At 68.9% G+C, this 20,602-nt stretch carries 20 protein-coding genes and 3 tRNA genes; 14 read left to right on the top strand and 9 right to left on the bottom strand.

What is annotated here, in order from left to right; translation table 11 throughout:
* The coding region (locus VHS75_RS15900) for a fructose-bisphosphatase class II (protein ID WP_329639587.1) at positions 1 to 573 on the top strand (573 nt) is incomplete at its 5' end.
* 61 nt (positions 574 to 634) lie between these two features.
* Here the strand turns inward: VHS75_RS15900 and VHS75_RS15895 are convergent.
* Positions 635 to 1,744, bottom strand: coding sequence for a hypothetical protein (locus VHS75_RS15895; protein ID WP_329639586.1), 1,110 nt, complete (start codon positions 1,742 to 1,744; stop codon positions 635 to 637).
* Between the two features lie 208 nt (positions 1,745 to 1,952).
* On the opposite strand from VHS75_RS15895, the gene recJ reads away from it, so the two are divergent.
* The 8 genes from recJ to VHS75_RS15855 all read left to right on the top strand — a co-directional run bounded on the left by recJ (position 1,953) and on the right by VHS75_RS15855 (position 6,567).
* Positions 1,953 to 3,767 carry a single-stranded-DNA-specific exonuclease RecJ gene (gene recJ, locus VHS75_RS15890; RefSeq protein WP_329639585.1) on the top strand — a complete coding sequence of 605 codons (1,815 nt, stop codon included), beginning with the start codon at positions 1,953 to 1,955 and terminating at the stop codon, positions 3,765 to 3,767.
* Positions 3,768 to 3,831: 64 nt separating this feature from the next.
* Positions 3,832 to 3,906, top strand: a tRNA-Glu gene (locus tag VHS75_RS15885).
* A 154-nt stretch (positions 3,907 to 4,060) separates the two neighbouring features.
* Positions 4,061 to 4,669: a cold-shock protein gene (locus VHS75_RS15880; RefSeq protein ID WP_329639584.1), complete on the top strand. Its 609-nt coding sequence runs from the start codon at positions 4,061 to 4,063 to the stop codon at positions 4,667 to 4,669.
* A gap of 79 nt (positions 4,670 to 4,748) precedes the next feature.
* Entirely contained in the window at positions 4,749 to 5,543 is a 795-nt protein-coding gene (locus tag VHS75_RS15875) for a glutaminyl-peptide cyclotransferase (RefSeq protein ID WP_329639583.1), read from the top strand.
* Entirely contained in the window at positions 5,540 to 5,977 is a 438-nt protein-coding gene (locus VHS75_RS15870) for a PaaI family thioesterase (RefSeq protein ID WP_329639582.1), read from the top strand. Before VHS75_RS15875 ends, VHS75_RS15870 begins: the two co-directional genes overlap by 4 nt.
* 90 nt (positions 5,978 to 6,067) lie before the next feature.
* Positions 6,068 to 6,144, top strand: a tRNA-Pro gene (locus VHS75_RS15865).
* 29 nt (positions 6,145 to 6,173) lie between these two features.
* Entirely contained in the window at positions 6,174 to 6,479 is a 306-nt protein-coding gene (locus VHS75_RS15860; protein WP_329639581.1) for an ETC complex I subunit, read from the top strand.
* A gap of 11 nt (positions 6,480 to 6,490) precedes the next feature.
* Positions 6,491 to 6,567, top strand: a tRNA-Arg gene (locus VHS75_RS15855).
* Between the two features lie 4 nt (positions 6,568 to 6,571).
* On the opposite strand, the gene VHS75_RS15850 is transcribed toward VHS75_RS15855, so the two are convergent.
* Genes VHS75_RS15850 through metC form a run of 3 tightly spaced genes read right to left on the bottom strand, consistent with a single transcriptional unit; the run spans position 6,572 to position 9,072 of the window.
* On the bottom strand, positions 6,572 to 6,994 hold the full coding sequence (locus VHS75_RS15850; RefSeq protein ID WP_329639580.1) for a hypothetical protein: 423 nt from the start codon (positions 6,992 to 6,994) through the stop codon (positions 6,572 to 6,574).
* A gap of 33 nt (positions 6,995 to 7,027) precedes the next feature.
* Complete coding sequence (locus tag VHS75_RS15845) at positions 7,028 to 7,879, bottom strand: kinase (protein ID WP_329639579.1); 852 nt, start codon at positions 7,877 to 7,879, stop codon at positions 7,028 to 7,030.
* The gene (metC, locus tag VHS75_RS15840; protein WP_329639578.1) at positions 7,876 to 9,072 is read right to left on the bottom strand and encodes a cystathionine beta-lyase; all 1,197 of its coding nucleotides are present in this window, start codon (positions 9,070 to 9,072) and stop codon (positions 7,876 to 7,878) included. The genes VHS75_RS15845 and metC overlap by 4 nt, the downstream gene beginning before the upstream one ends.
* Positions 9,073 to 9,153: 81 nt before the next feature.
* Between metC and VHS75_RS15835 the strand changes: the two genes are divergently transcribed.
* A complete protein-coding gene (locus tag VHS75_RS15835) occupies positions 9,154 to 10,251 on the top strand; it encodes an amino acid ABC transporter substrate-binding protein (RefSeq protein WP_329639577.1) in 1,098 nt (365 codons plus the stop codon).
* 12 nt (positions 10,252 to 10,263) lie between these two features.
* Here VHS75_RS15835 and sseA read toward each other — a convergent pair whose 3' ends face one another.
* The 3 genes from sseA to VHS75_RS15820 are packed head-to-tail and all read right to left on the bottom strand — an operon-like array spanning position 10,264 to position 13,408.
* Positions 10,264 to 11,109, bottom strand: coding sequence for a 3-mercaptopyruvate sulfurtransferase (gene sseA / locus VHS75_RS15830; RefSeq protein WP_329639576.1), 846 nt, complete (start codon positions 11,107 to 11,109; stop codon positions 10,264 to 10,266).
* Positions 11,106 to 12,107, bottom strand: a complete 1,002-nt coding sequence (locus tag VHS75_RS15825) for a cysteine synthase A (RefSeq protein WP_329639575.1) — start codon at positions 12,105 to 12,107, stop codon at positions 11,106 to 11,108. Before VHS75_RS15825 ends, sseA begins: the two co-directional genes overlap by 4 nt.
* 44 nt (positions 12,108 to 12,151) lie before the next feature.
* Entirely contained in the window at positions 12,152 to 13,408 is a 1,257-nt protein-coding gene (locus VHS75_RS15820; protein WP_329639574.1) for a cyclopropane-fatty-acyl-phospholipid synthase family protein, read from the bottom strand.
* Between the two features lie 190 nt (positions 13,409 to 13,598).
* On the opposite strand from VHS75_RS15820, the gene kdsA reads away from it, so the two are divergent.
* Genes kdsA through VHS75_RS15800 form a run of 4 tightly spaced genes read left to right on the top strand, consistent with a single transcriptional unit; the run spans position 13,599 to position 18,067 of the window.
* Entirely contained in the window at positions 13,599 to 14,453 is an 855-nt protein-coding gene (kdsA, locus tag VHS75_RS15815; protein WP_329639573.1) for a 3-deoxy-8-phosphooctulonate synthase, read from the top strand.
* A 34-nt stretch (positions 14,454 to 14,487) separates the two neighbouring features.
* Positions 14,488 to 15,960 carry a D-glycero-beta-D-manno-heptose 1-phosphate adenylyltransferase gene (gene rfaE2, locus VHS75_RS15810; RefSeq protein ID WP_329639572.1) on the top strand — a complete coding sequence of 491 codons (1,473 nt, stop codon included), beginning with the start codon at positions 14,488 to 14,490 and terminating at the stop codon, positions 15,958 to 15,960.
* Positions 15,957 to 16,961 carry an ADP-glyceromanno-heptose 6-epimerase gene (gene rfaD / locus VHS75_RS15805; protein ID WP_329639571.1) on the top strand — a complete coding sequence of 335 codons (1,005 nt, stop codon included), beginning with the start codon at positions 15,957 to 15,959 and terminating at the stop codon, positions 16,959 to 16,961. Before rfaE2 ends, rfaD begins: the two co-directional genes overlap by 4 nt.
* 38 nt (positions 16,962 to 16,999) lie before the next feature.
* Positions 17,000 to 18,067 carry a DUF3089 domain-containing protein gene (locus VHS75_RS15800; RefSeq protein WP_329639570.1) on the top strand — a complete coding sequence of 356 codons (1,068 nt, stop codon included), beginning with the start codon at positions 17,000 to 17,002 and terminating at the stop codon, positions 18,065 to 18,067.
* Positions 18,068 to 18,102: 35 nt separating this feature from the next.
* On the opposite strand, the gene VHS75_RS15795 is transcribed toward VHS75_RS15800, so the two are convergent.
* Both VHS75_RS15795 and recG read right to left on the bottom strand, forming a co-directional pair.
* Complete coding sequence (locus VHS75_RS15795) at positions 18,103 to 18,453, bottom strand: YciI family protein (protein ID WP_329639569.1); 351 nt, start codon at positions 18,451 to 18,453, stop codon at positions 18,103 to 18,105.
* A gap of 68 nt (positions 18,454 to 18,521) precedes the next feature.
* Positions 18,522 to 20,600 carry an ATP-dependent DNA helicase RecG gene (recG, locus tag VHS75_RS15790; protein WP_329639568.1) on the bottom strand — a complete coding sequence of 693 codons (2,079 nt, stop codon included), beginning with the start codon at positions 20,598 to 20,600 and terminating at the stop codon, positions 18,522 to 18,524.
* Between the last annotated feature and the right edge of the window lie 2 nt (positions 20,601 to 20,602).

Below are 20,602 nucleotides of genomic sequence, written 5' to 3'. Positions count from 1 at the left end.
ATCGCCTGCGGGCCGGGTTATCCGGCCGGCGTCGTCGACCTCGACAAGTCGGCCTCCGAGAACGTCAAGGCCATGGCCAAGGCAAAGGGCGTCGAGCCCGGCGAGATCACCGTCTGCGTGCTCGACCGGCCGCGCCACGCCGAGATCATCTCATCGCTGCGCAGCGCCGGCGCCCGCGTGCACCTGATCACCGACGGCGACGTGGCCGGCGTCATGAACACCGCCGACCCGGAGACCGGCATCGATCTCTACGTCGGCCAGGGCGGCGCGCCGGAGGGCGTGCTGGCCTGCGCGGCGCTGAAGTGCGTCGGCGGCCAGTTCCAGGGCCGGCTGGTGTTCCGCAACGCCGACGAGCGCGCCCGCGCCGCCCGTGTCGGCATCACTGACCTCGACCGCAAGTACGACCTGCACGAGATGGTCCGCGCCGACGCCATCTTCGCCGCCACCGGCGTCACCGACGGCGCCCTGCTGGACGGCGTGAAGGTCGAAGGCGGCTTCGTCCACACCCACACCCTGGTGCTGAACTCGGCCACGCGCACCTCGCGCGAAGTGCGGATGAAGCGGCCGGTGTAGGGCGACGAAAAAGGGAGCGCCGCGTTTCCGCGACGCTCCCTTCGCAAGACTTTCCCGTTGACTATTCCGCGCCGGGCTTGGCCTTGGCGGCTGCGGCCTCCTGCTCCTGACGGCGGGCGCCGGCGAGGATGGCGGGGAGGGCGTAGTTGCCCTCGTGGCAGGCGTATTCGTAGACGATGCCGTGCAGCGGGGTGAAGTCGTACTCGCCGCCCCAGGGCTTGTCCCAGGTGTCCGGGTCCTCGACCTGGAACTGGTAGTTGATCCGGGTTGGCGAGACGCGGGTGAAGCGCTCGGTGACCTTCAGGTTCTTCCACGAGCCTATGAAGGCCTGGCCCTGCGGGATGTTGGTGGTCTCCACCACCAGGGTGGGGCCTTCGAAGTGGCCGATCGAGTCGCCCATCCACTGGCGCACCCCGTCGGTGCGATGGCCGCCCTTCAGGCGGACGATCCGCGCGTCGTGGATCAGCTCAACCTGGATCACCACCGCGTCCGGCGACTGCTGGATATAGTAGTTGTTGTTGTAATAGCCGTTGGCGAGCATCGGCGGGCCGGCGTTGGCGCCGAAGCCCATGATGCAGCGCTCGCCCAGCGAGCGGTTCTCGTAGCTGTCGTAGACGTCGCGGTAGCCGCGGCCACCCGCCGGGGCGCCCGTCTTGCGGGCCGGCGGCATGCCGTTGGGGGTGGTGATGATCGAGGAGCGGTACTCGCCGTTCACCTCCATCATGTGGTTGCCCGGATCGATCCAGAAGGTGTTGTAGCCGCCCACGTCGCCGCCGGCGGCCGCGAAGTCAGGCCGGATCTTGACGAGCTGCGCCTCGGGCGAGTTCGGGTCGGTGACGGCGCCAGGGCCCTTCTTCTGGTCGGTGGGCGCGTCGGCGGCGGCCAGGGCCGCGGCGAAGACCTTCTCCAGCGACGCGGCCTGCTCCTTTGGGACCACCAGCTTGTCCGTCAGCTTCGGATTGCGGGTCAGCGGCGTCATGGTCGCGTTCGACCAGTAACCGGAGAGGTCCGGCTGGCCCATGGCGTTCTTCGGCGCGACCCAGCCCTTCGGCGAAATCGTGGGATCGACCTCGGCGACCTTGGCGGGCGCACTCATCGCCGGTGCGGCGACGGCGGCCAGGCCAGCCGTGAAAAGCGCTGTTCCCAGCGCAAGGATGAGAGCGCGTCGCATGGCGTCAGTTTCCCTATGGTCGGAGTTCAACGAGACTCCCTGTCTCATAACATCGCTCGCGCCCGCCGCTCCGGCAAGCGCGATGACAGCTTCAATTGTAGACCGAACCGCATCGTCCGTCCGATTCTGACGCAGGAGGTGACTATCCAGTCCTGGCGACTCGTTGGTCCCGGGTCGATAGTGGAGCCTTCGCGGGCAGGAGCGGCAGTTGGCGGACGGCGGCGCCTCATTCGGCTATCTCGGCGTCACCCGCTCGCTCGGCGGGCGGCTGTGGCGTGAGCGGCCTGCGGATGCGGAGCTCGTACGCCGCCACCAGCTGAGCCACGGCCTTTCGGAGCCCTTGGCGCGGGCGCTCGCGGCGCGCGGCGTCGGCGCCGAACAGGCCGAGACCTATCTCAATCCGACCCTGAAGGCCCTGTTTCCGAATCCGTCGACCTTCACCGACATGGATAAGGCTGCCGAGATTTTGGTGGATGCGCTGGAGCGGAAGCGCCCCGCCGTGGTGTTCGCCGACTATGACGTGGACGGCGCGTCGTCGGCCGCCCAGCTGGTGCGCTGGTTCCGCGCCCTGGGCCATGACCTGCCGATCTACGTCCCGGACCGGATCCTCGAAGGCTATGGCCCGTCGCCCGCCGCCTTCCGCCGCCTGAAGGCCGAGGGCGCCGAACTGGTGATCACCGTCGACTGCGGGGCCGCGGCGCACGATGCCCTGGCCTGCGCCGCCGAGATCGGCCTGGAGGTGGTGGTGATCGACCACCACCTGATGCGCGGCGAGGAGATCCCGCAGATCGCGGCCCTGGTGAACCCCAACCGGCCGGACGACGTCTCCGGCCAGGGTCATCTGGCGGCGGCGGGCGTAACCTTCGTTCTGCTGGCGGCGCTGAACCGCGAGGCGCGCAAGCGCGGCCTGTTCGGCGCGCCTACTCAAGCCGGGCGGCCCGAGCCGGACCTGCGCCAATGGCTGGATCTGGCCGCCATGGGCGCGATCTGCGACGTCACCGAACTGCGCGGCTTCAACCGGGCGCTGGCCGCGCAGGGGCTGAAGGTGATGTCCGCCTGGCGAAATCCGGGCCTGAAGGCGCTGATGGACGTGGCCAAGGGGCAGGGGCCGGCCTCGGTGTTCCATGTGGGCTTCATCCTGGGACCGCGGATCAACGCCGGCGGGCGGATCGGCCGCGCGGATCTGGGCGCGCGTCTGCTGTCGACCGACGACCCGGCGGAGGCCGCCGCCCTGGCGCTTGAGCTCGACGGCCTCAACGCCTCGCGCAAGGAGGTGGAGCGCGAGGTGCAGGAGGCGGCGATCGCCCACATCGAGACCGAGAGCAACGCGCCGGAGGCGCCCATGCTGCTGGTCGCCGCCGACGGTTGGCACCCCGGCGTCATCGGCATCGTGGCCGGCCGCCTGCGCGAGAAATACCGCAAGCCCGTGGTGGTGGTGGGCGTCGACCGCGCCGCCAATGTCGGCAAGGGCTCCGGCCGCTCGCAGCCGGGCGTGAACCTCGGGCGCGCCGTGCAGGCCGCTTATGACGAGGGCCTGCTGCTGGCCGGCGGCGGTCACGCCATGGCCGCGGGCCTGTCCGTGCGGCCCGACACCATTCCGGAGCTGCGCGCCTTCCTCTGCGAGCGGCTGGCGGCGGAAACCGAGATCGCCGCCGCCGAGGATGCCTTGGAGATCGACGCCCTGGTCACCACGCGCGGCGCCGACCGCGCGCTGTGGCAGGACTTCCAGCGCATGGCGCCCTTTGGCCCCGGCAACGTCGAACCCAGCTTCGCCCTGGCCGACGCGCGGGTGGAGCGGCCTATGGCCCTGCGCGGCGGCCATGTTCGCTGCACCCTGACCGACAACTCCGGCGGCAGGCTGAAGGCGGTGGCCTGGCGTGTCGAGGGCTCCGAGGCCGGCCGCCGGCTGATGGCCGAAGGCGGCGCTGTGCATGTCGCGGGTCGTCTGAAGCCGGACGATTGGCAAGGCCGGCAAGGCGTCGAATTCGAGATCGAGGACGTCGCCGATCCGCGCAGGGCCTGACGGCAAAGCCACGGCCTTGCACCCCTAAGGGAAGGCGGATATAGAGCCGCCCTTCGCGTTACGCGGTCCCTTCGTCTATCGGTTAGGACGCCAGGTTTTCAACCTGGAGAGAGGGGTTCGACTCCCCTAGGGACTGCCACGCGGACTGCCCGAAACGGGCCTGAGTCGCGCCATGTCACGCGGATTCCCCCCACGCGTGCATTTTGGGCGTTGACTGGCGCTGTTTTACAAGAACACTGTTATAGTTGGCTCAGTCCGATTGTGGGATCGGAGAGTAATGGGCCGAGGGGCAGATGGCTGGTTACGAATTCGAGCATGTAGACGCCGCAGGCGAAGCCCTGCGCATCAGCGGTCGCGTCAAGTGGTTCGACGCCGGCAAGGGCTATGGCTTCATCGTCCCCGACGACCCGACCCAGACGGATTTGAAAGACGTCCTCCTGCACGTGACCAGCCTGCGCAGCTCCGGCCGTGAGCACGCGCTGGAAGGCTCCCTCATCACCTGCGACGTGGTGCGCCGCCCGAAGGGCTGGCAGGTGGCCGAGGTCGTGGAAATCGACGAGAGCGCGGCGCCGCCGCCGGCGGAGCGCAAGCCGCGCGACGGTGGCTTCCGCGGGGACCGGGAGTCCTTCCTGCGCGGCGACTTCGCCAACCGTGCGCCGCCGCGGCGCCCGCCGGAGGCCTGCGGGCCGCTGGAGCGCGCCAAGGTGAAATGGTTCAACCGCACCAAGGGCTACGGCTTCGTCGTGCGCGACAACGAGCCGGGCGATATCTTCGTGCACATCGAGACCCTGCGCCGTTCGGGCATGGAAGACCTGCAGCCGGGCGACGACGTGATGGTGCGCTTCGCCGAGGGCCCCAAGGGGCTGGTGGTCGCCGAGATCGAGACCTCGCACCTCGACTGATACCGTGAGAACGCCGGCCTTGCCTGCGGTGGATGGCTGCCCGTAAGGATGGCTGCGTCCCAGCCTTGCGGAGTTGCGCGTGCCTGATCTGTTCCGCCGCCTGCTCCGAGTGCTCCTCAGCCTAGGCGCGGCGATCGTCCTGGCGGGTCCCGCCGCCGCGGCCGTGCCTGTCGACGGTTTCAAGATCGTCCACGTCTATCCGCACGATGTGGGCGCCTTCACCGAGGGCCTCTTCTACCTGCGCGGCGACCTCTACGAGAGCACCGGCATCCCCGGCCAGTCGACCATCCGGCGGGTGCGGTTGAGCGATGGCCAGGTCCTGCAGTCGCAGGCGATCGCGCCCAACATGTTCGGCGAGGGCATCGTCAACTGGGGCTCGGAGATCGTCAGCCTGACCTGGCAGGACCAGACCGGCTTTCGCTGGGACCTGAAGACCTTAGCGAAGAAGTCCACATTCCACTATCCGGGCGAAGGCTGGGCGCTGACCCAGGATGGCGTCCACCTGATCATGAGCGACGGAACGCCCGCCTTGCGGATCCTGGATCCCGCCACCTTCAAGGAGCTACGCCGCTTGTCGGTGACGGCCGATGGGCGGCCGGTGGCCAATCTGAACGAGCTGGAGTGGGTCAAGGGCGAGGTGCTGGCCAACATCTGGCAGACCAACCGCATCGCCCGCATCGATCCGGCCAGCGGCAAGGTGAAGGCCTGGATCGACCTGACCGGCCTGCCGGAGACGGCAGGCGCCGGCAATCCGGACGCGGTGCTGAACGGCATCGCCTATGACCGCGAGCACGACCGGCTGTTCGTCACCGGCAAGTACTGGCCGCACCTCTACGAGATTCGGCTGGTCCCGCCGAAGGCGTCGGCCCATTGAGCCGGCCCGAAGACGAGGAGCCCGCGCCGGCGCCGCCGGAGGGCTATGCGCCGTCGGAGGGGCGCGGCGGCTTTTCGACCCTGAACGGCCCCTATTTCCATCGCCCCGGCGACGGTCCGCTGGTCGAGCAGTGCTTCTACGCCGTCAAACGGCACGCCAACGGCGTGGGCCTGGTCCACGGCGGCATGCTCTCGGCCTTCATGGACGGGGTGCTGGCCAGCGCGGTCTGGCGTGGGACGGGCGCGCGGGCGGTGACCATCCATCTGTCGATCGATTTCCTGCACATGGCGCGGGTCGGCGAGTGGGTGATGGGCGAGGCGCGGCTGACGCGGGCCACCCGCGATGTCGCCTTCGCCGAGGGCCGCGCCTATGTGAGCGGCCACGACGTGGTGCGCTGCTCGGGCATCTTCAAGCTGATGAACCTCGACCGTTGAGGCGGCGCTTCTGGTCCGCCCGGCGCCTAAGTCGGCCGCATCCGTTGCCGAAAGGGCAAAACGCTTATATCGCAACACCGCCGGCGTCCTCGGGGCGTAGCGCAGCCTGGTAGCGCATCTGCTTTGGGAGCAGAGGGTCGGGAGTTCGAATCTCTCCGCCCCGACCATCGCCGGCAAAGGAAACTCGAGGTCGTCCATGCTCGCCCGTATCTTCCGCCCGTCCAAGACCGCGATGCAGTCGGGCAAGGCCAAGGCCGCCGAATGGGTGCTGGAGTTCGAACCGACGGACGCCAGACGGCAGGATCCGTTGATGGGCTGGACCCAGACCGGCGATACCGAGGCTCAGGTGCGACTGGCCTTCGAGACGAAGGACGAAGCGGTGCGCTACGCCGACCAGCACGGCATCGCCTTCCAGCTGATCGATCCGAAGCCTGCGAAACGGATCATCAAGGCCTATGCCGACAACTTCGCCTTCGGCCGCAAGGTCCCGTGGACGCACTGACGCTGGCTTCAGCGCCCTTAGCTCAACCGGATAGAGCACTCGCCTTCTAAGCGAGCGGTTGCAGGTTCGAGTCCTGCAGGGCGCGCCAGCGGCTATTTCTGCGCAGGCCTATCCTCGGCGCAGGCCTTCGAGACCGCCGAGTTCACCCCAAAAGCGGTCGGCGTCGGCGGATTATTGCCGCCGAGACTCTCGACCAGCTGGTCGTTGACCCACTGCGTGCGGACGGCCTGCATTTTCCACTGGGCGCAGAAGGCCTTGAGCTGCTGGGGGTAGTGCTCCTTCAGCTCCGCCACGACGACGGCGATGCATTCCTTGTCACGCGACGAACAGGTCTTCTTTGGTAGGCCCTCCACAACGATACCGCTCACGGTGGGCGCAGCCGGCGCGGGCTTGGCCGCCGCCGCTGCCGCCGTGGCCACGGCGGTTGTCGGCGCAGGATCGGGCGTCGGCTGGGCTAGGGTGGGGCTCGCCAGCAGAACCGCAGAGATCAGCAGTCCGAAGGTTGGTTTCGACATGTTGCCTCCAGAGCCTGGCCTATAGCGCGAAAATCAGACGTAGGGATTTCGCTCTGTGTCCATCGTTACGACCCAGTCGGCGCGGCCCGGCATCTCGGCCAGGATCCAGCGGGTCAGCCGCTCGTAGTGGGATACGAACCGGGTGACCTCTTCGGGGGTCATTCCTCCGCCGCCCTTGGCCCTCAACTTGGCTTCCTGCTCCTCGCGCCAGCCGGCCACCACCTCGAAGCTGGGCGCCTGTAGCAGGATCAGGTCGTGCAGGCGGCCGAACAGGGTCTGATAGGGGCCGTCGAGCTGGTCGTTGACGTAGGTGCGCCAGACCGCCTCGGGGTCTTCGTCGCGCTCCAGGTCGTTGACCGGCGTCGCCAGCGCGGCGCGGCCCTGGCTCAAGGCGCCGACGCACCAGCCTTCCAGGATGATCACGTCCACGGGCGAGGCGACGGTGGCCCAGGTCGACCGTGGCGCGCGGTTGTCCGTGGCCTTGTCGAAGCGCGGCAAGACCGCCTTGCCCTTGCTGCGCAGCTGGTCGATCGCCGCGCCCGCCATGCCCACGTCGTGGGTGCCGGGCGGTCCGCGGGTGGCCAGCAGGGGATGCACCTCGCGCGCCAGGCGCTGGCGCGCCTCATACGTCAGGTAGAAGTCGTCGAGGGAAAGGGCGACGGCGCGCTGGCCGCGGTCTTCGAGCAGGGCGACCGTGTATTTGGCGATGGTGCTCTTGCCGGACCCCTGGGCGCCGCAAAGCCCGATCACCGCGCAGCGCTTGCGGTCGATCCGGCGGCGGTGCGCGCGGGCGGCCAGCGGCTCGCAGACCAGCTCGGCCGTGCGGTGGAACGAGTCCGGAAGGCCTTCTTCGATGATGAATCGGTCGAGGGTGGCGTTGCTCATTGGCTTGCCGCGGCATAGGCGGCAAATCCGCGCTCGAGGTCGGCGATCAGATCGCCGGGGTCCTCCAGGCCGATGTGCAGGCGGATCAGCGGCCCGCCATAGTCCGGGTGGAAGCTGCGGACCCTCAGTTGCGGGTCGCAGGAGATCGCCAGGCTCTCAAATCCGCCCCAGGAGAAGCCGAGGCCAAACAGAGTGAGCGCATCAAGGAAGGCGTTCACCGCCGGCGCCGGAGCGGGGTGGAGCGAAAAGGCGAAGAGACCTGAAGTCCCGGCGAAGTCGCGGGCCCAGAGCGCGTGGTCCGGCGCGCCAGACAGGGCCGGGTGGAAGACTTGCACGACCTGAGGCCGCTGCTTGAGCCAGGCGGCGACAGCCACGCCGCTCTCCCCATGCCGCGCCAGTCGCGTCGGCAGGGTCCGCAAGCCCCGCAGCATCTGGTAGGCGTCCTCGCCGGTGACCGCCCAGCCGAGGTTGATGATCCCGTCGTCCATGGCGCGGACCAGCTTGGGGTCGTTGACCGCGACCGAGCCCATGAAGACGTCGGAATGGCCGCCGACGTACTTGGTCAGGGCCTGCACCGAGATATCCACGCCCAGGTCCAGCGGCCGCATCAGATAGCCGGCGCCCCAGGTATTGTCGGCGACCGTCAGGATGTTACGGGCGCGGGCCAGTTCGGCGACGCGGCCGAGGTCCTGCATCTCGAAGCTGAGCGAGCCGGGCGATTCCATCAGGATCAGCCGCGTCGCCTCCGACGCGTCGCCGACGAGCTCTTCGGGCGGCCGGCGCGGATCGAAATAGCGCACCTTGATCCCGAACCGCTTCAACACCTGGTCGCAGAACCGCCGCGTGGGCTTGTAGATCACGTCAGTGACCAGCACCTCGTCGCCGGCCTTGAGTACGGCCAGCAGCGCGCCCGTCAGAGCCGAGAGGCCGGACGGATAGAGCGTGACCGCCCGGGCGTTCTCCAGCTCGGCCAGGGCCGCCTGCAGGGCGAACTGGGCGGACAGGCCCTGTCGACCATAGGTGAGTTGGCTCGCGTCGTCATAAAGGCTGGCGGCGTCGGGCAGCAGGATGGTCGAGCCCTTCTGCACCGGCGGCCCTACGGTCTTGGCCGCCAGGCCCGCGCCATGGCCGATGTGGATCAGGCGGGTTTCGGGCTTGAGATCGGAGGACGGCCGGCCGGACTTCGAGGGCATACGGGTTGCGGGGCCTAGGCTAGCGGGCGACAGTGCCCGGCGCACTTAGAGCCGCAGGGGTGGCTCGATCAAGGAGCACGGATGATCCGGCGGCTGGCCGCGGCGGGGCTTGCGATCCTGACCTTGAGCGCCTGCGACGGCGGCTCGAAGCCGGCGGCGACGCCGACCCCGGTCCTGAAGGGGGCCGATGTGGTGGGCGTCCAGTACAAGGCCACGCCCAGCAAGGTGCTGAACGCGGTGCGCAAGCGCGGTTATGTGGCCTGTGGCGTCAACCCGGGCCTGCCGGGCTTCGCCTTCCCCGATTTCCGGGGCGAGTGGCGGGGCTTCGACGTCGATATCTGCCGGGCGGTGGCGGCCGCGGTGCTGGGCGACGCCGACAAGGTCCATTTCACCGCGATCAGCGCCCAGGACCGCTTCAGCGCCCTGCAGAAGGGCCAGATCGACCTTTTGTCCCGGAACACCTCCTGGTCGTTCTCGCGCGATGCCGGCTTGGGCCTCGACTTCGCGGCGACGACTTATTTCGACGGCCAAGGGTTCCTGGCCCCCAAGGCGTTGGGGCTCACGAGCGCGCAGGAGCTCTCGGGCGCGCGGATCTGCGTCCAGGCCGGCACCGCCAGCCAGGACAATCTCAACGACTTCTTCCGGGCCCGCGGCCTCAGCTACAAGGCCGTGGTGGTGGCGTCGGAGGCCGAGGCCCGGCGGCTCTACGAGAACGACGGCTGCGACGTCTTCACCGCCGACATCTCCGCGCTCGCCGGCTCGCGCTCGGTGCTGAGCAACCCCAATGCCCATGTCATCCTGCCCGACGTGATCTCCAAGGAGCCGCTGGGCCCGGTCGTGCGCCAGAACGATCCTGTGTGGGCCGACATTGTGCGCTGGACGGTCTACGCCACCATCCTGGGCGAAGAGCTGGGTCTGACCTCAAAGACCGTGGTCCAGGCCCGCGAGACCGCCTCAGACCCCCAGACGCGCCGCCTGCTGGGTCTGGATGGCGACTACGGGGCCTTGCTGGGCCTCAACAAGGACTGGGCCTTCCAGGTGATCCGCCAGGTGGGCGCCTATCACGAGATCTTCCGGCGCGACATCGGCTCGGATTCGTCGCTAAAGCTGGACCGGGGTCTGAATGCGCTCTGGAACGCGCCGAAACCCGGCCTGCTCTACGCGCCACCGTTCCGATAGAAGGGCGTTCCGTCAGGCGCCGGTGGCAATGGGCGTGTCTGCGCGGCCGCCCCATTCGGTCCAGGAGCCGTCGTAGACCGCCACGTCATCACGCCCCAGGCGGGCGAGCGCCAGGGCCAGCAGGGCGGCGCTGACGCCGGAGCCGCAGGTGGTGACGATCGGTGCGTCGAGATCGACGCCGGCAGCCTGAAAGGCCGCGCGAAGCGCCTCCCCATCCTTCATCGTGCCATCCGGGTTGATCAGGCCGCCCCAGGGGACGTTCAGCGCGCCGGGCATGTGGCCGCTGCGCAGGCCCGCACGGGGTTCGGGGACTTCGCCCGTGAAACGTCCGGTGGCGCGGGCGTCGACCAGCTGCGCGGCATGGCTTTGGACAAGGCCCTTCACCGTCTCGACGTCGACCACCAGGCTGGGGTCGAAAGCGGGCTCGATGGTGGTCGCGGCCGGCTGGGGCAGGGCGCTTTCGGTCGGCCGGCCTTCCGCGATCCACGTCTTCAGGCCGCCGTCGAGGACGAAGACCTCAGGGAAACCCATGGTCCTGAGCGTCCACCAAACGCGCGGCGCGGAGAAGATGCCCTGGCCGTCATAGACCACGGTGATCAGGTCGCGGCGCAGGCCGAGCGCGCCCGCGGCCGCTGCGAAGGCGACATCGCTCGGCAGCATGTGGGGCAGGTTGACGGAATGGTCGGATATCTCGTCGATATCGAAGAACACCGCGTCGGGGATGTGACCGGCGGCGTAGGCCTCGCGGCCCGTCTTGCCCTCGCCGGGCATGAACCATGTGGCGTCGACGATCGCGATGTCGGCGGAGCCCAGGCGCTCGGCCAGCCAGGCGGTGGAGACCAGGGGATCGCTGCTCATAACATCCACGGCGGCGTCGGCAGGCCGTGCTCCTTGAGGAACTCGGGGTTGAAGACCTTGGACTGATACCGCTGCCCGCCGTCGCAGAGCACGGTGACGATGGTCCTGCCGGGGCCGAGGTCCTTCGCCAGGCGGATGGCGCCGGCGACATTGATCCCCGTCGAGCCACCCATCAGTAGGCCCTCGTGCTCCAAGAGGTCGTAGAGCACCGGCAACAGCTCGCTGTCGGGAATGCGGTAGGCGTTGTCGATGGCCAGACCTTCCAGGTTGGCGGTGATCCGGCCCTGGCCGATGCCTTCGGTGATCGACGTCCCTTCAGCCTTCAACTCGCCGGTGGTGTAGTAGTTGTAGAGGGCCGATCCGTCGGGATCGGCAAGCCCGATGGCGACGTCCGGCTTTTGAGCACGCAGGGCCTGGGCGACGCCGGCCAGAGTGCCGCCGGAGCCAATCGCACAGATGAAGCCGTCGATCTTGCCGCCGGTCTGGGCCCAGATCTCGGGGCCGGTGCCCCGGGCGTGGGCTTCGCGGTTGGCGACATTGTCGAACTGGTTGGCCCAGAGCGCGCCGGCCGGCTCTTCCGCGTTAAGTTGCTCCGCTAACCTGTGGGACACTTTCACATAATTCATCTCGTTGGCGTAGGGGACCGGGTCGACTTCCACCAGTTCGGCGCCGAGGAGGCGGACAGCGTCCTTCTTCTCCTGGCTCTGGTTGCGGGGGATGACGATGGTGCATCTGTAGCCGAGCGCCTTGGCGACCATGGCCAGGCCGATGCCGGTATTGCCCGCAGTGCCCTCCACGATGCGTCCGCCCGGCCGGATCAAGCCCTTGGCCTCGGCGTCGCGCACCATGAAGAGCGCCGCACGGTCCTTGACCGATTGCCCCGGGTTCATGAACTCGGCCTTGCCGAGGATTTCACAGCCGGTCAGGTCGCTCGCGCGATTGAGCCGGATCAACGGGGTGTTCCCGATGGTGTCGAGGACGCTTCGCGCAGGAGTCATCGCCGCTACTTAAGGGCAGCTTGGCGATAGCAGAAGGGGGCGCCTTACGCTTTGGCGAGTGCGAGCTGGACGACGCTGGTCCGCTCGGTGCGGAAACCCGCCTCGCAATAGCTCAGGTAGAACTTCCAGAGCTTGCGGAAGCGCTCGTCGAAGCCCAGCGGGCGGATGTCGTTCCAGGCCGCGTCGAAGCGCCGGTGCCACTCGGCCAGTGTGTCGGCGTAGTCACGGCCGAAGCGGTCGACGGCGGTCCAGACGAGGCCGGCCTTGTCGGTGACCTTCCGCAGACGTTCCTCCGACGGCAACATGCCGCCCGGGAAGACGTACTTCTGGATGAAGTCCGCGCGGCTGCGGTACTGGTCGAAGTACTGGTCCTTGATGGTGATGATCTGCAGGCCGGCGCGGCCGCCGGGGGCCAGGCTGTCGCGGATCTTGCCGAAATAGGCCGGCCAGTAGCGTTCGCCCACCGCCTCTAACATCTCGATGGAGGCCACGCGGTCGAAACGGCCGTCGACGTCGCGGTAGTCGACCAGCTTGATGTCGGCCTTCTCGTTCAGGCCAGCGTCGAAGATCCGCTGCTTGGCGAAGGCGTACTGTTCCTCGGAGATGGTGATGGCGGTGACCTGGGCGCCGACCTCACGGGCGGCGAACTCGGCGAAACCGCCCCAGCCGCAGCCGATCTCCAGAACGCTCTGGCCAGACTGGAGGCCCATGGTCTGCGACAGGGCCCGGTACTTGGCGATCTGGGCGTCGGACAGCGCCTGGCCCGGACGTTGATAGCGGGCCGACGAATAGGTCATCGTCGGGTCTAGCCAGCGTTGGTAGAAGGCGTTCCCCAGGTCGTAGTGGGCGTGGATGTTCTTCTTCGATCCGCGCCGCGTATTGCCGCGCAGGGCGTGTCGGATGCGGTTCATCGTCCACACCACGGGATTGCCCATGGTCACATGGTGCACGCGGTCCCAGTTGGCCGCGAAGACGTAGAGCAGGTCCGGCAGGTCCGGCGTGTCGAATTCGCCGGCCATGTAGGCCTCGGCGAAACCGATGTCGCCGGCGGCCACAGCTCGGCGGATGAACCGGAAATCGCGGATGACGATCTTGGCGTCCGGACCGGGCTCGCAGCCCGGAATGTACAGCTCTTCGCCCGATGGCATGACGAAGGTCACCGAGCCGATCACGAAGTTGCGGGCGATCAGCCGGACCGCGGCCTTGAAGACGGCGGGGGCACCGCGAAGTTGCGGCAGGCGGCGGAAGGCCCGCCGATCGCGGGCGAGCGCCGCCAGAGAAGAACTCTGGGCCAGGCTCATGTTCGCATCCCTCAAACGCTTACGCCGAAAAACATACCACCGCTCTCTACTGACGCCAGAGCCCCCGGGACGCCTTAAGGATACGCCGCAACGCGCCGGTGAGACGCGGGTAGTTGTCGATTCGAGGCTTGTGAAGGCCCGCGGCGCGCGCCACTTAGCGCCCGACCCACCGGACCTCTAAGGGAAAGCCATGGCCGTCTTGACGCTGGAACGCTGGAACCTCGCCATCGGCGACGGCCAGGCCCTGGTGGTGCTCGCGGGGCTGAACGTCCTGGAGGACGAGGGTCTGGCGCTGGAAACCGCGCGGCACCTGAAGGGCGTCTGCGCGGACCTGGGCCTACCCTATGTTTTCAAGGCGAGCTTCGACAAGGCCAACCGCTCCTCGATCCACTCCTACCGCGGCCCCGGCCTGGAGAAGGGCCTGCGCATGCTGGAAAAGGTGAAGGGCGAATTCGGCGTGCCGATCGTCACCGACGTGCATGAGATCGATCAGGCCGAGCCCGTGGCCGCCGTGGCTGACATCGTCCAGATCCCGGCCTTCCTCTGCCGCCAGACCGACCTGGTGATCGCCACCGCCAAGGCCACGCTGGCGGCCGGCGGCCTGTTGCACGTGAAGAAGGGCCAGTTCCTGGCGCCCTGGGACTGCAAGAACATCCTCGACAAGATCCGCGAGGCGACCGGCGCCGACTTCACCATCCTGTGCGAGCGCGGCGTCTCGTTCGGCTACAACAACCTGGTGGTCGACATGCTGGGCATCCACGAGATGAAGGAGCTGGGCGCACCGGTGACCATCGACGCCACCCACGCCGTCCAGCTGCCGGGCGCCGATCCGCGCAGCAATTCCGCCTCGACCGGTGGGCGGCGCTTCGGCGTGCCGGTGCTGGCCAAGGCGGCGGTGGCCGCTGGGGCGGACGGCGTCTTCCTGGAATTCCATCCGGAGCCGGACAAGGCGCTCTGCGACGGGCCGAGCTGCCTGCCGCTGGCGGGCGCCGCCGAACTGCTGGCGACGCTGAAGGTCCTCCACGCCGCAGTGCAGCCGGCTTGACCCCGCAGCCAACGCGCCGCACACCCTGACGCCCATGGATCTCTCAGCGCTCCAGCACCTTCTGGGCCTGGCGCCCGGCCGGCGCGTCGCCTGCGTGGGCGACCTGATGGTCGACCGCTTCGTCTATGGCGATGTGAGCCGGGTTTCGCCCGAAGCGCCGGTGCCGGTGCTGGCCCGCACCCGCGAGCTGATGATGCTGGGCGCCTCCGGCAACGTCGCGCGCAACGTGGCGGCGCTCGGCGGCGAGGTCTCGCTGGTCGGCCTGATCGGCAACGACGGTGACGGCAAGGAGGCGCTGCGCCTGGTCGAGGGCGAACCCGGCGTCGAGGGCTATCTGGTGACCGACGCGGAGCGGCCGACCACGCTGAAGACCCGCTTCGTGTCCGGCGGCCAGCAGCTGTTGCGCGTCGACCTCGAGACCAGCCGCGCGGTGACCGGCGAGGTCGAGCAGCGCCTGGTGCGCACCATCCGCGACGCGGCGAAGGACGCCGGCGCGATCCTCTTGTCCGACTACGGCAAGGGTGTGGTCACCGAGGCGGTGATCGCCGCCTGCCGCGAGGCGGCGCTGGAGAGCGGCGGCAAGCTGGTGGTGGACTCCAAGGCCCGTTCCTTCGCCCGCTACGGCGCGGTGGACATGATCAAGCCCAACGCCGCTGAGCTGGGCCACGCCACCGACATGCCGACGGAGACTGACGATCAGGTCGCCGCGGCCCTGCTGCGCGCCCTGGAGCTTTGGGAAGCCAAGGCGATCCTGGTCACCCGCGCATCCAAGGGCATCTCCCTGGCCGTCCGCGGCGAGCCGGTGCGCCATTTCCCGACCGCCGCGCGCGAGGTGTTCGACGCCTCTGGCGCCGGTGACACGACACTGGCCGCCCTGGGCCTGGCGCTGGCCGCTGACGTGGCCATTGAAGACGCCATCGCCTTCGCCCAGCTGGCGTCCGGCGTCGCCGTGGGCAAGGTGGGCACGGCGACGGTGTCGCCAGAAGAATTGGTGGAGGCGGCGCTGTCGGCCCACATGGCCCCCGCCGAGGCCAAGGTCGCCACGGCCCAGCGCATGGCCGACGAGGTGGCGCGCTGGAAGGCCAGGGGACTGAAGGTGGGTTTCACCAACGGCTGTTTTGACATCCTGCATAAGGGCCACGTCGCCTATCTGGCCCAGGCGCGGGCCTGGTGCGACCGGTTGATCGTGGGCCTGAACGCCGATGACAGCGTGCGCCGGTTGAAGGGCGACGGCCGGCCGGTCAACGACCTGGAGAGCCGCGCCCTGGTCCTGGCGGGCCTGGGCTCCGTCGATCTGGTGGTTCCGTTCGAGGAAGATACGCCGATCAAGCTGATCGAAGCCGCCCGGCCGGATGTTCTGGTGAAGGGCGCCGACTACGCCGAGAGCGAGGTCGTGGGCCACGAGCTGGTCAAAGGCTGGGGCGGCGAGGTGAGGCTGGCGCAGATCGTCGAGGGCTATTCCACCACCGCGGCCATCGCGCGGATGTCCAAGCAGGGGACGGCATGACCCAGCGGCGCATCGCCTTCGTCACCGGCGGAGCCGGCTTCATCGGCTCGAACATCGCCGCCAAGCTGGCGGAGGACCGCGATCTGGACGTGGTGGTCTGCGACCGCTTGCGCGAGGCCGAACTCGGCAAGTGGAAGAACATCGCCAAGCACCCGATCGGCGACTTCGTCGCGCCGGAGGACATGTTCGACTGGCTGGAGAAGCGCTGGCGCGACGTCGAAGTGGTGGTCCACATGGCGGCGGTCTCGACGACCATGGAGCCGGACGCCGACAAGATCGTCCACTCCAACTTCACGCTGAGCCGCGACCTCTTCCGCTGGTGCGCCGACCGCCAGCGCCGACTGATCTACGCCTCCTCGGCGGCGACCTACGGCGACGGCGGCCAGGGCTTCGACGACGACAACAGCTATGAGGCCCTTACCGCGCTTCGGCCCCTGAACACCTATGGCTGGTCGAAGGCGCTGTTCGATATCTTCGCGGCGCGCCAGGCGGCGCGCGACTACGCCCCGCCGCAGTGGGTCGGCCTGAAGTTCTTCAACGTTTACGGGCCGAACGAAGAGCATAAGCGGTCGATGAAGTCGGTGGCCTCGCAGATCTGGCCGCATGTGCGCGACGGGCACGGCGTGCAGCTCTTCAAGAGCTATCGGCCGGACGTGCCGGACGGCGGCCAGCAGCGCGATTTCGTCTATGTCCGCGACGCCGCCGACGTCACCGAGTGGCTGACCCGCAATCCGCAGGTGAACGGCATCTTCAACCTGGGCTCCGGCGTGGCGCGCAGCTTCGAAGACATGGCGCGCGCGGTGTTCACCGCGGCGGGCAAGCCGGCGCAGATCGACTACACGCCCATGCCGCCGATGATCCGCGACAAGTACCAGTACTTCACCCAGGCCAAGATGGATCGGCTGAAGGCCGCGGGCTACGACAGGCCGCTGACGCCGCTGGAGGAGGGAATCGGCGATTACGTCCGCACCTACCTCAGCCAGCCGGACCCGTACCGCTAGCCATGAGCGGGGACCGGCCGCGCCAGAGGCGATGGCTGGTGGGCAGCCTGGCGGTCATCGTCGCCCTGCTCGCGCTCGCCGTGCTGGCGTTCCGCGGCGACCTGATCCGCTACGCGCTGGACCCCAAGACGCCGTTCCAGACCTATCGCCCACCGGCGGCGCCGGACTACGCCGAGCGCAAGGCCTGGTACCTGCTCTCGACCGGCGCCGGGACGCCCGCCGCCGAGGAGCCCCCGGCGGACGTGTTCTTCGTCGCGCCGACCACCTTCGAGGGCGGGCGGCAATGGAACGAGCCGATCGGCGACGCGAAGGCCGAACGCATCTTCCGCCGGGTGATGGCGCCCAACTACGCCGGACCGTTCGCGCGGATCGGCCGGATCTTCGCGCCACGCTACCGGCAGGCCGGCCTCTACAGCCTCCTGACCCTGCGCGATGACGCCAAGGATGCGCGGCGCTTCGCCTACGGCGACGTGGCGACGGCCTTCCGTTATTGGCGCGACCATGATGGCGGGCAGCGGCCGTTCATCGTCGTTGGTGTCGAGCAGGGCGGAACGCTCGCCGCCCGACTCGTGGCCGAAGAGATCGCGCCCAACGCGGCGCTGCGCGCGCGCCTGGCCGGCGCCTATCTGATCGAGACGGTAGTTCCCGCCACCCATCCGGCGTTGGCGCCCTGCGCGCGGCGCGAGGAGGCCGGGTGCCTTGCCGCCTGGGCGAGCGTGCCATCCAGCGAGATCGACCGCGGCAAGATCCTGCTGGCCCGCGCCCTGGTCTGGGACGCCGGCGGCGATCTGGTGAACCTCCAGGGCCCGGCGCTCTGTTTCAACCCGATCCTGGGCGCCACCACCGACGAACCGGCGCCGGCCCGGATGCACGCCGGGGCCGCTAACGCCACGGGACTGGAGTGGGGCGCGCGGCCGGCCTTCCTGGCGCGACAGGTCTCGGCGCAGTGCGACGGCGGCGTGCTGCGGGTTTCCTCCCCGAAATCGGCCTCGCTGAAGACCGCCGGTTCGTGGACCGAGGAGCGCATGGTCCCTGGGTTCAACCTCTTCTACGCCGACCTGGAGAACGACGCGCGCGCCCGGCTGGCGGCCTTGACCCGCCGCTGAGCCTGCCGCGGCAAGCGGATGGTGAAGGTGCGCGGTTAGCCGAAGTCGAGCTCGGGGCGCACCTCGATCGTACCGTGCCGGGCCATCGGGATGCCCGCGGCGATCCGCTTAGCCTCCTCGATGTCCGCCGCCTCAATGAAGATGAAGCCGCAGAGGACTTCCTTAGTCTCGGCGAACGGGCCGTCGCCGATCAGCACGCCGCCGCCTCGGACGCGGATCGTGCTGGCTGTGTTCACGCCCTGCAGGGCCGAGGCGGCGAGGAACTGGCCATGGGCCTGGAGCTCTTGGTCGTAGGCGAGGGAGTCGCGGTCCAGCGCCCTCCTCTCCTCGGGGCTTAGGCCGGAAAGCGCGCCGGGCTCGGCGTAGACGAGGCAGATAAATTTCATGAGCTGGGCTCCTTTGGCTTGGGCTCGGCCCTAGGTCGAACGGACGCGCGTCGATCCGACACTTCAGGCTAGCCGGCGTCGCGCAGGCCGAGTCCCGCCTTCCAGTCGAACAGCTCCTGCAGCACGCGCAGAGCTTTGCCGCGATCGCTTGTCAGCTCCGGATCGCGTCCTACGATCAGCCGCGCGTCGTCGCCGGCAGCGGCGATCAGGTCACGGTGAGGGCCCAGCACGTCGGCGAAGACGTAGTCAGGGAAGCCGGACTGCTTGAGGCCCAGCGCATCGCCGCCGCCGCGCAGTTCCAGGTCGGTCTCCGCGATCTGGAAGCCGTCATCGGTGCGCCGCAGGATATCGAGCCGTTTCTGGGCGGTCTCCGACAGCGGCGGGTCGTAGAGAAGGACGCAGGAACTCTCGCGCCGTCCGCGCCCGACCCGGCCGCGCAGCTGATGCAGCTGCGCCAGGCCGAAGCGCTCGGCCTGCTCGATGATCATGATGGTGGCGTTGGGGACGTTGACACCCACCTCGACCACTGTGGTGGCGACCAGCACCGACAGCTTGCCGTCGGCGAACTCGGCCATCACCGCGTCCTTGGCGGCGGGCGTGAGTTTGCCATGGATCAGGCCGACGCTGGGACCGATGGTCTCCTTCAGCTCGGCGGCGCGGGTCTCGGCAGCCTTCAGGTCGATGAGCTCGGACTCCGAGACCAGCGGGCAGATCCAGAACGCCTGGGCGCCGCCCTTCACCGCCTCGCGTAGTCGGGCCTCGACCTCGCCGATGCGGGTCATGGGCGCGGCGCGGGTGGCGACGGGCGTGCGGCCGGGCGGTTTCTCATCGATGCGGCTGACGTCGAGGTCGCCGTACATGGTGAGTTCGAGGGTCCGGGGGATCGGCGTGGCGGACATGGCCAGCAAGTGGACGGCCTGGCCCTTGGTCTGCAACCGCTGGCGCTCGCTGACCCCGAAGCGGTGCTGCTCGTCGATCACGGCGAACTCCAGCCGCTCGAAAGCCACGTCGTCCTGGAAGAGGGCGTGGGTGCCGACGGCGACCTTGGCGGCGCCCGAGTGCAAGGCGCGCAGCTTCTCCGCGCGGCCCGCGCCCTTGTCGCGGCCGGTCAGCAGGATCACGCCGATCCCATGGGCGGTGAGGGGACCCGAGATCGTCTCGTAGTGCTGACGGGCCAGGATCTCGGTGGGCGCCATCAGCGCGCTCTGGCCGCCGGCCGCAGCGACGTCGGCCATGGCGCACATGGCCACCACCGTCTTGCCGGAGCCCACGTCGCCCTGGATCAGGCGGCTCATCCGTTCGCCGGCGGCGAGGTCGGCGCGGATTTCGGCCAACGCCCGGTTCTGCGCGCCGGTGAAGGCGAAGGGCAGGTCGGCGCGGATCTTGTCGGCGGCGGCGCTGGCGGGGATGCGCGCGGCCGGCTCCTTGCGCCGCTCGGCCTTGCGTTGGGCCATGGCCAGCTGTTGGGCCAGCAGCTCGTCATAGGCCAGGCGGCGCAGGTGAGGCGCCGTGGGCGAAAGGTCGGCCTCACTTTCCGGGCTGTGCAGACGTGTCAGCGCCGCGCGCCAGGCGGGGAAGCGCTCCCGAGCGAACCAGGCAGGGTCCTGCCATTCCGGCAGCTCCGGCGTGCGCTCCAGGGCCTCCAGGGCGAAGGTCCGCACCCGGCGCGCCGGTAGGCCCTCGGTGGCCGGATAGATCGCCTCCAACTCGGGGATCTCGTCGCGTTTGTCAGGAGCCACGATGTAGTCGGGGTGGACCATCTGGCGGCCGAACCTGTCGTCCTCGACCTTGCCGGAGATGATCCGTCTGGCGCCCGGCGGATGGCGCTTCTCGAGCTGGTCGGCGAAGCGGCCGAAGAAGACGAGCGTCATGAAACCGGTGGGGTCGCTGACCCGCACCCGCCAGGGCTGGGCCTGGCTGCGCGGGCGCTGGTATTCGTCGATGGTGACCTCGAAGGTCATCACTTGGCCGTCGAGCGCGGCTGAGAGATCAGCCGGTGTGCGGCGCACCAGCGAGTGCGGCCGCAGGAAGGCGACATCGCGCACGATAGGCCCGGCCAGCTTCTCCAGCAGCGGAGCCACGCGCGGGCCCACGCCTTTCAGCGTGCTGATGGGAGCGAAAAGCGGGAATAGAATCTCCGGCCGCATGA

Origin of the sequence: Phenylobacterium sp., assembly GCF_036264965.1 — a bacterium.
Classification (GTDB): domain Bacteria; phylum Pseudomonadota; class Alphaproteobacteria; order Caulobacterales; family Caulobacteraceae; genus Phenylobacterium.
This window is presented reverse-complemented; position numbering and strand designations above follow the sequence as displayed.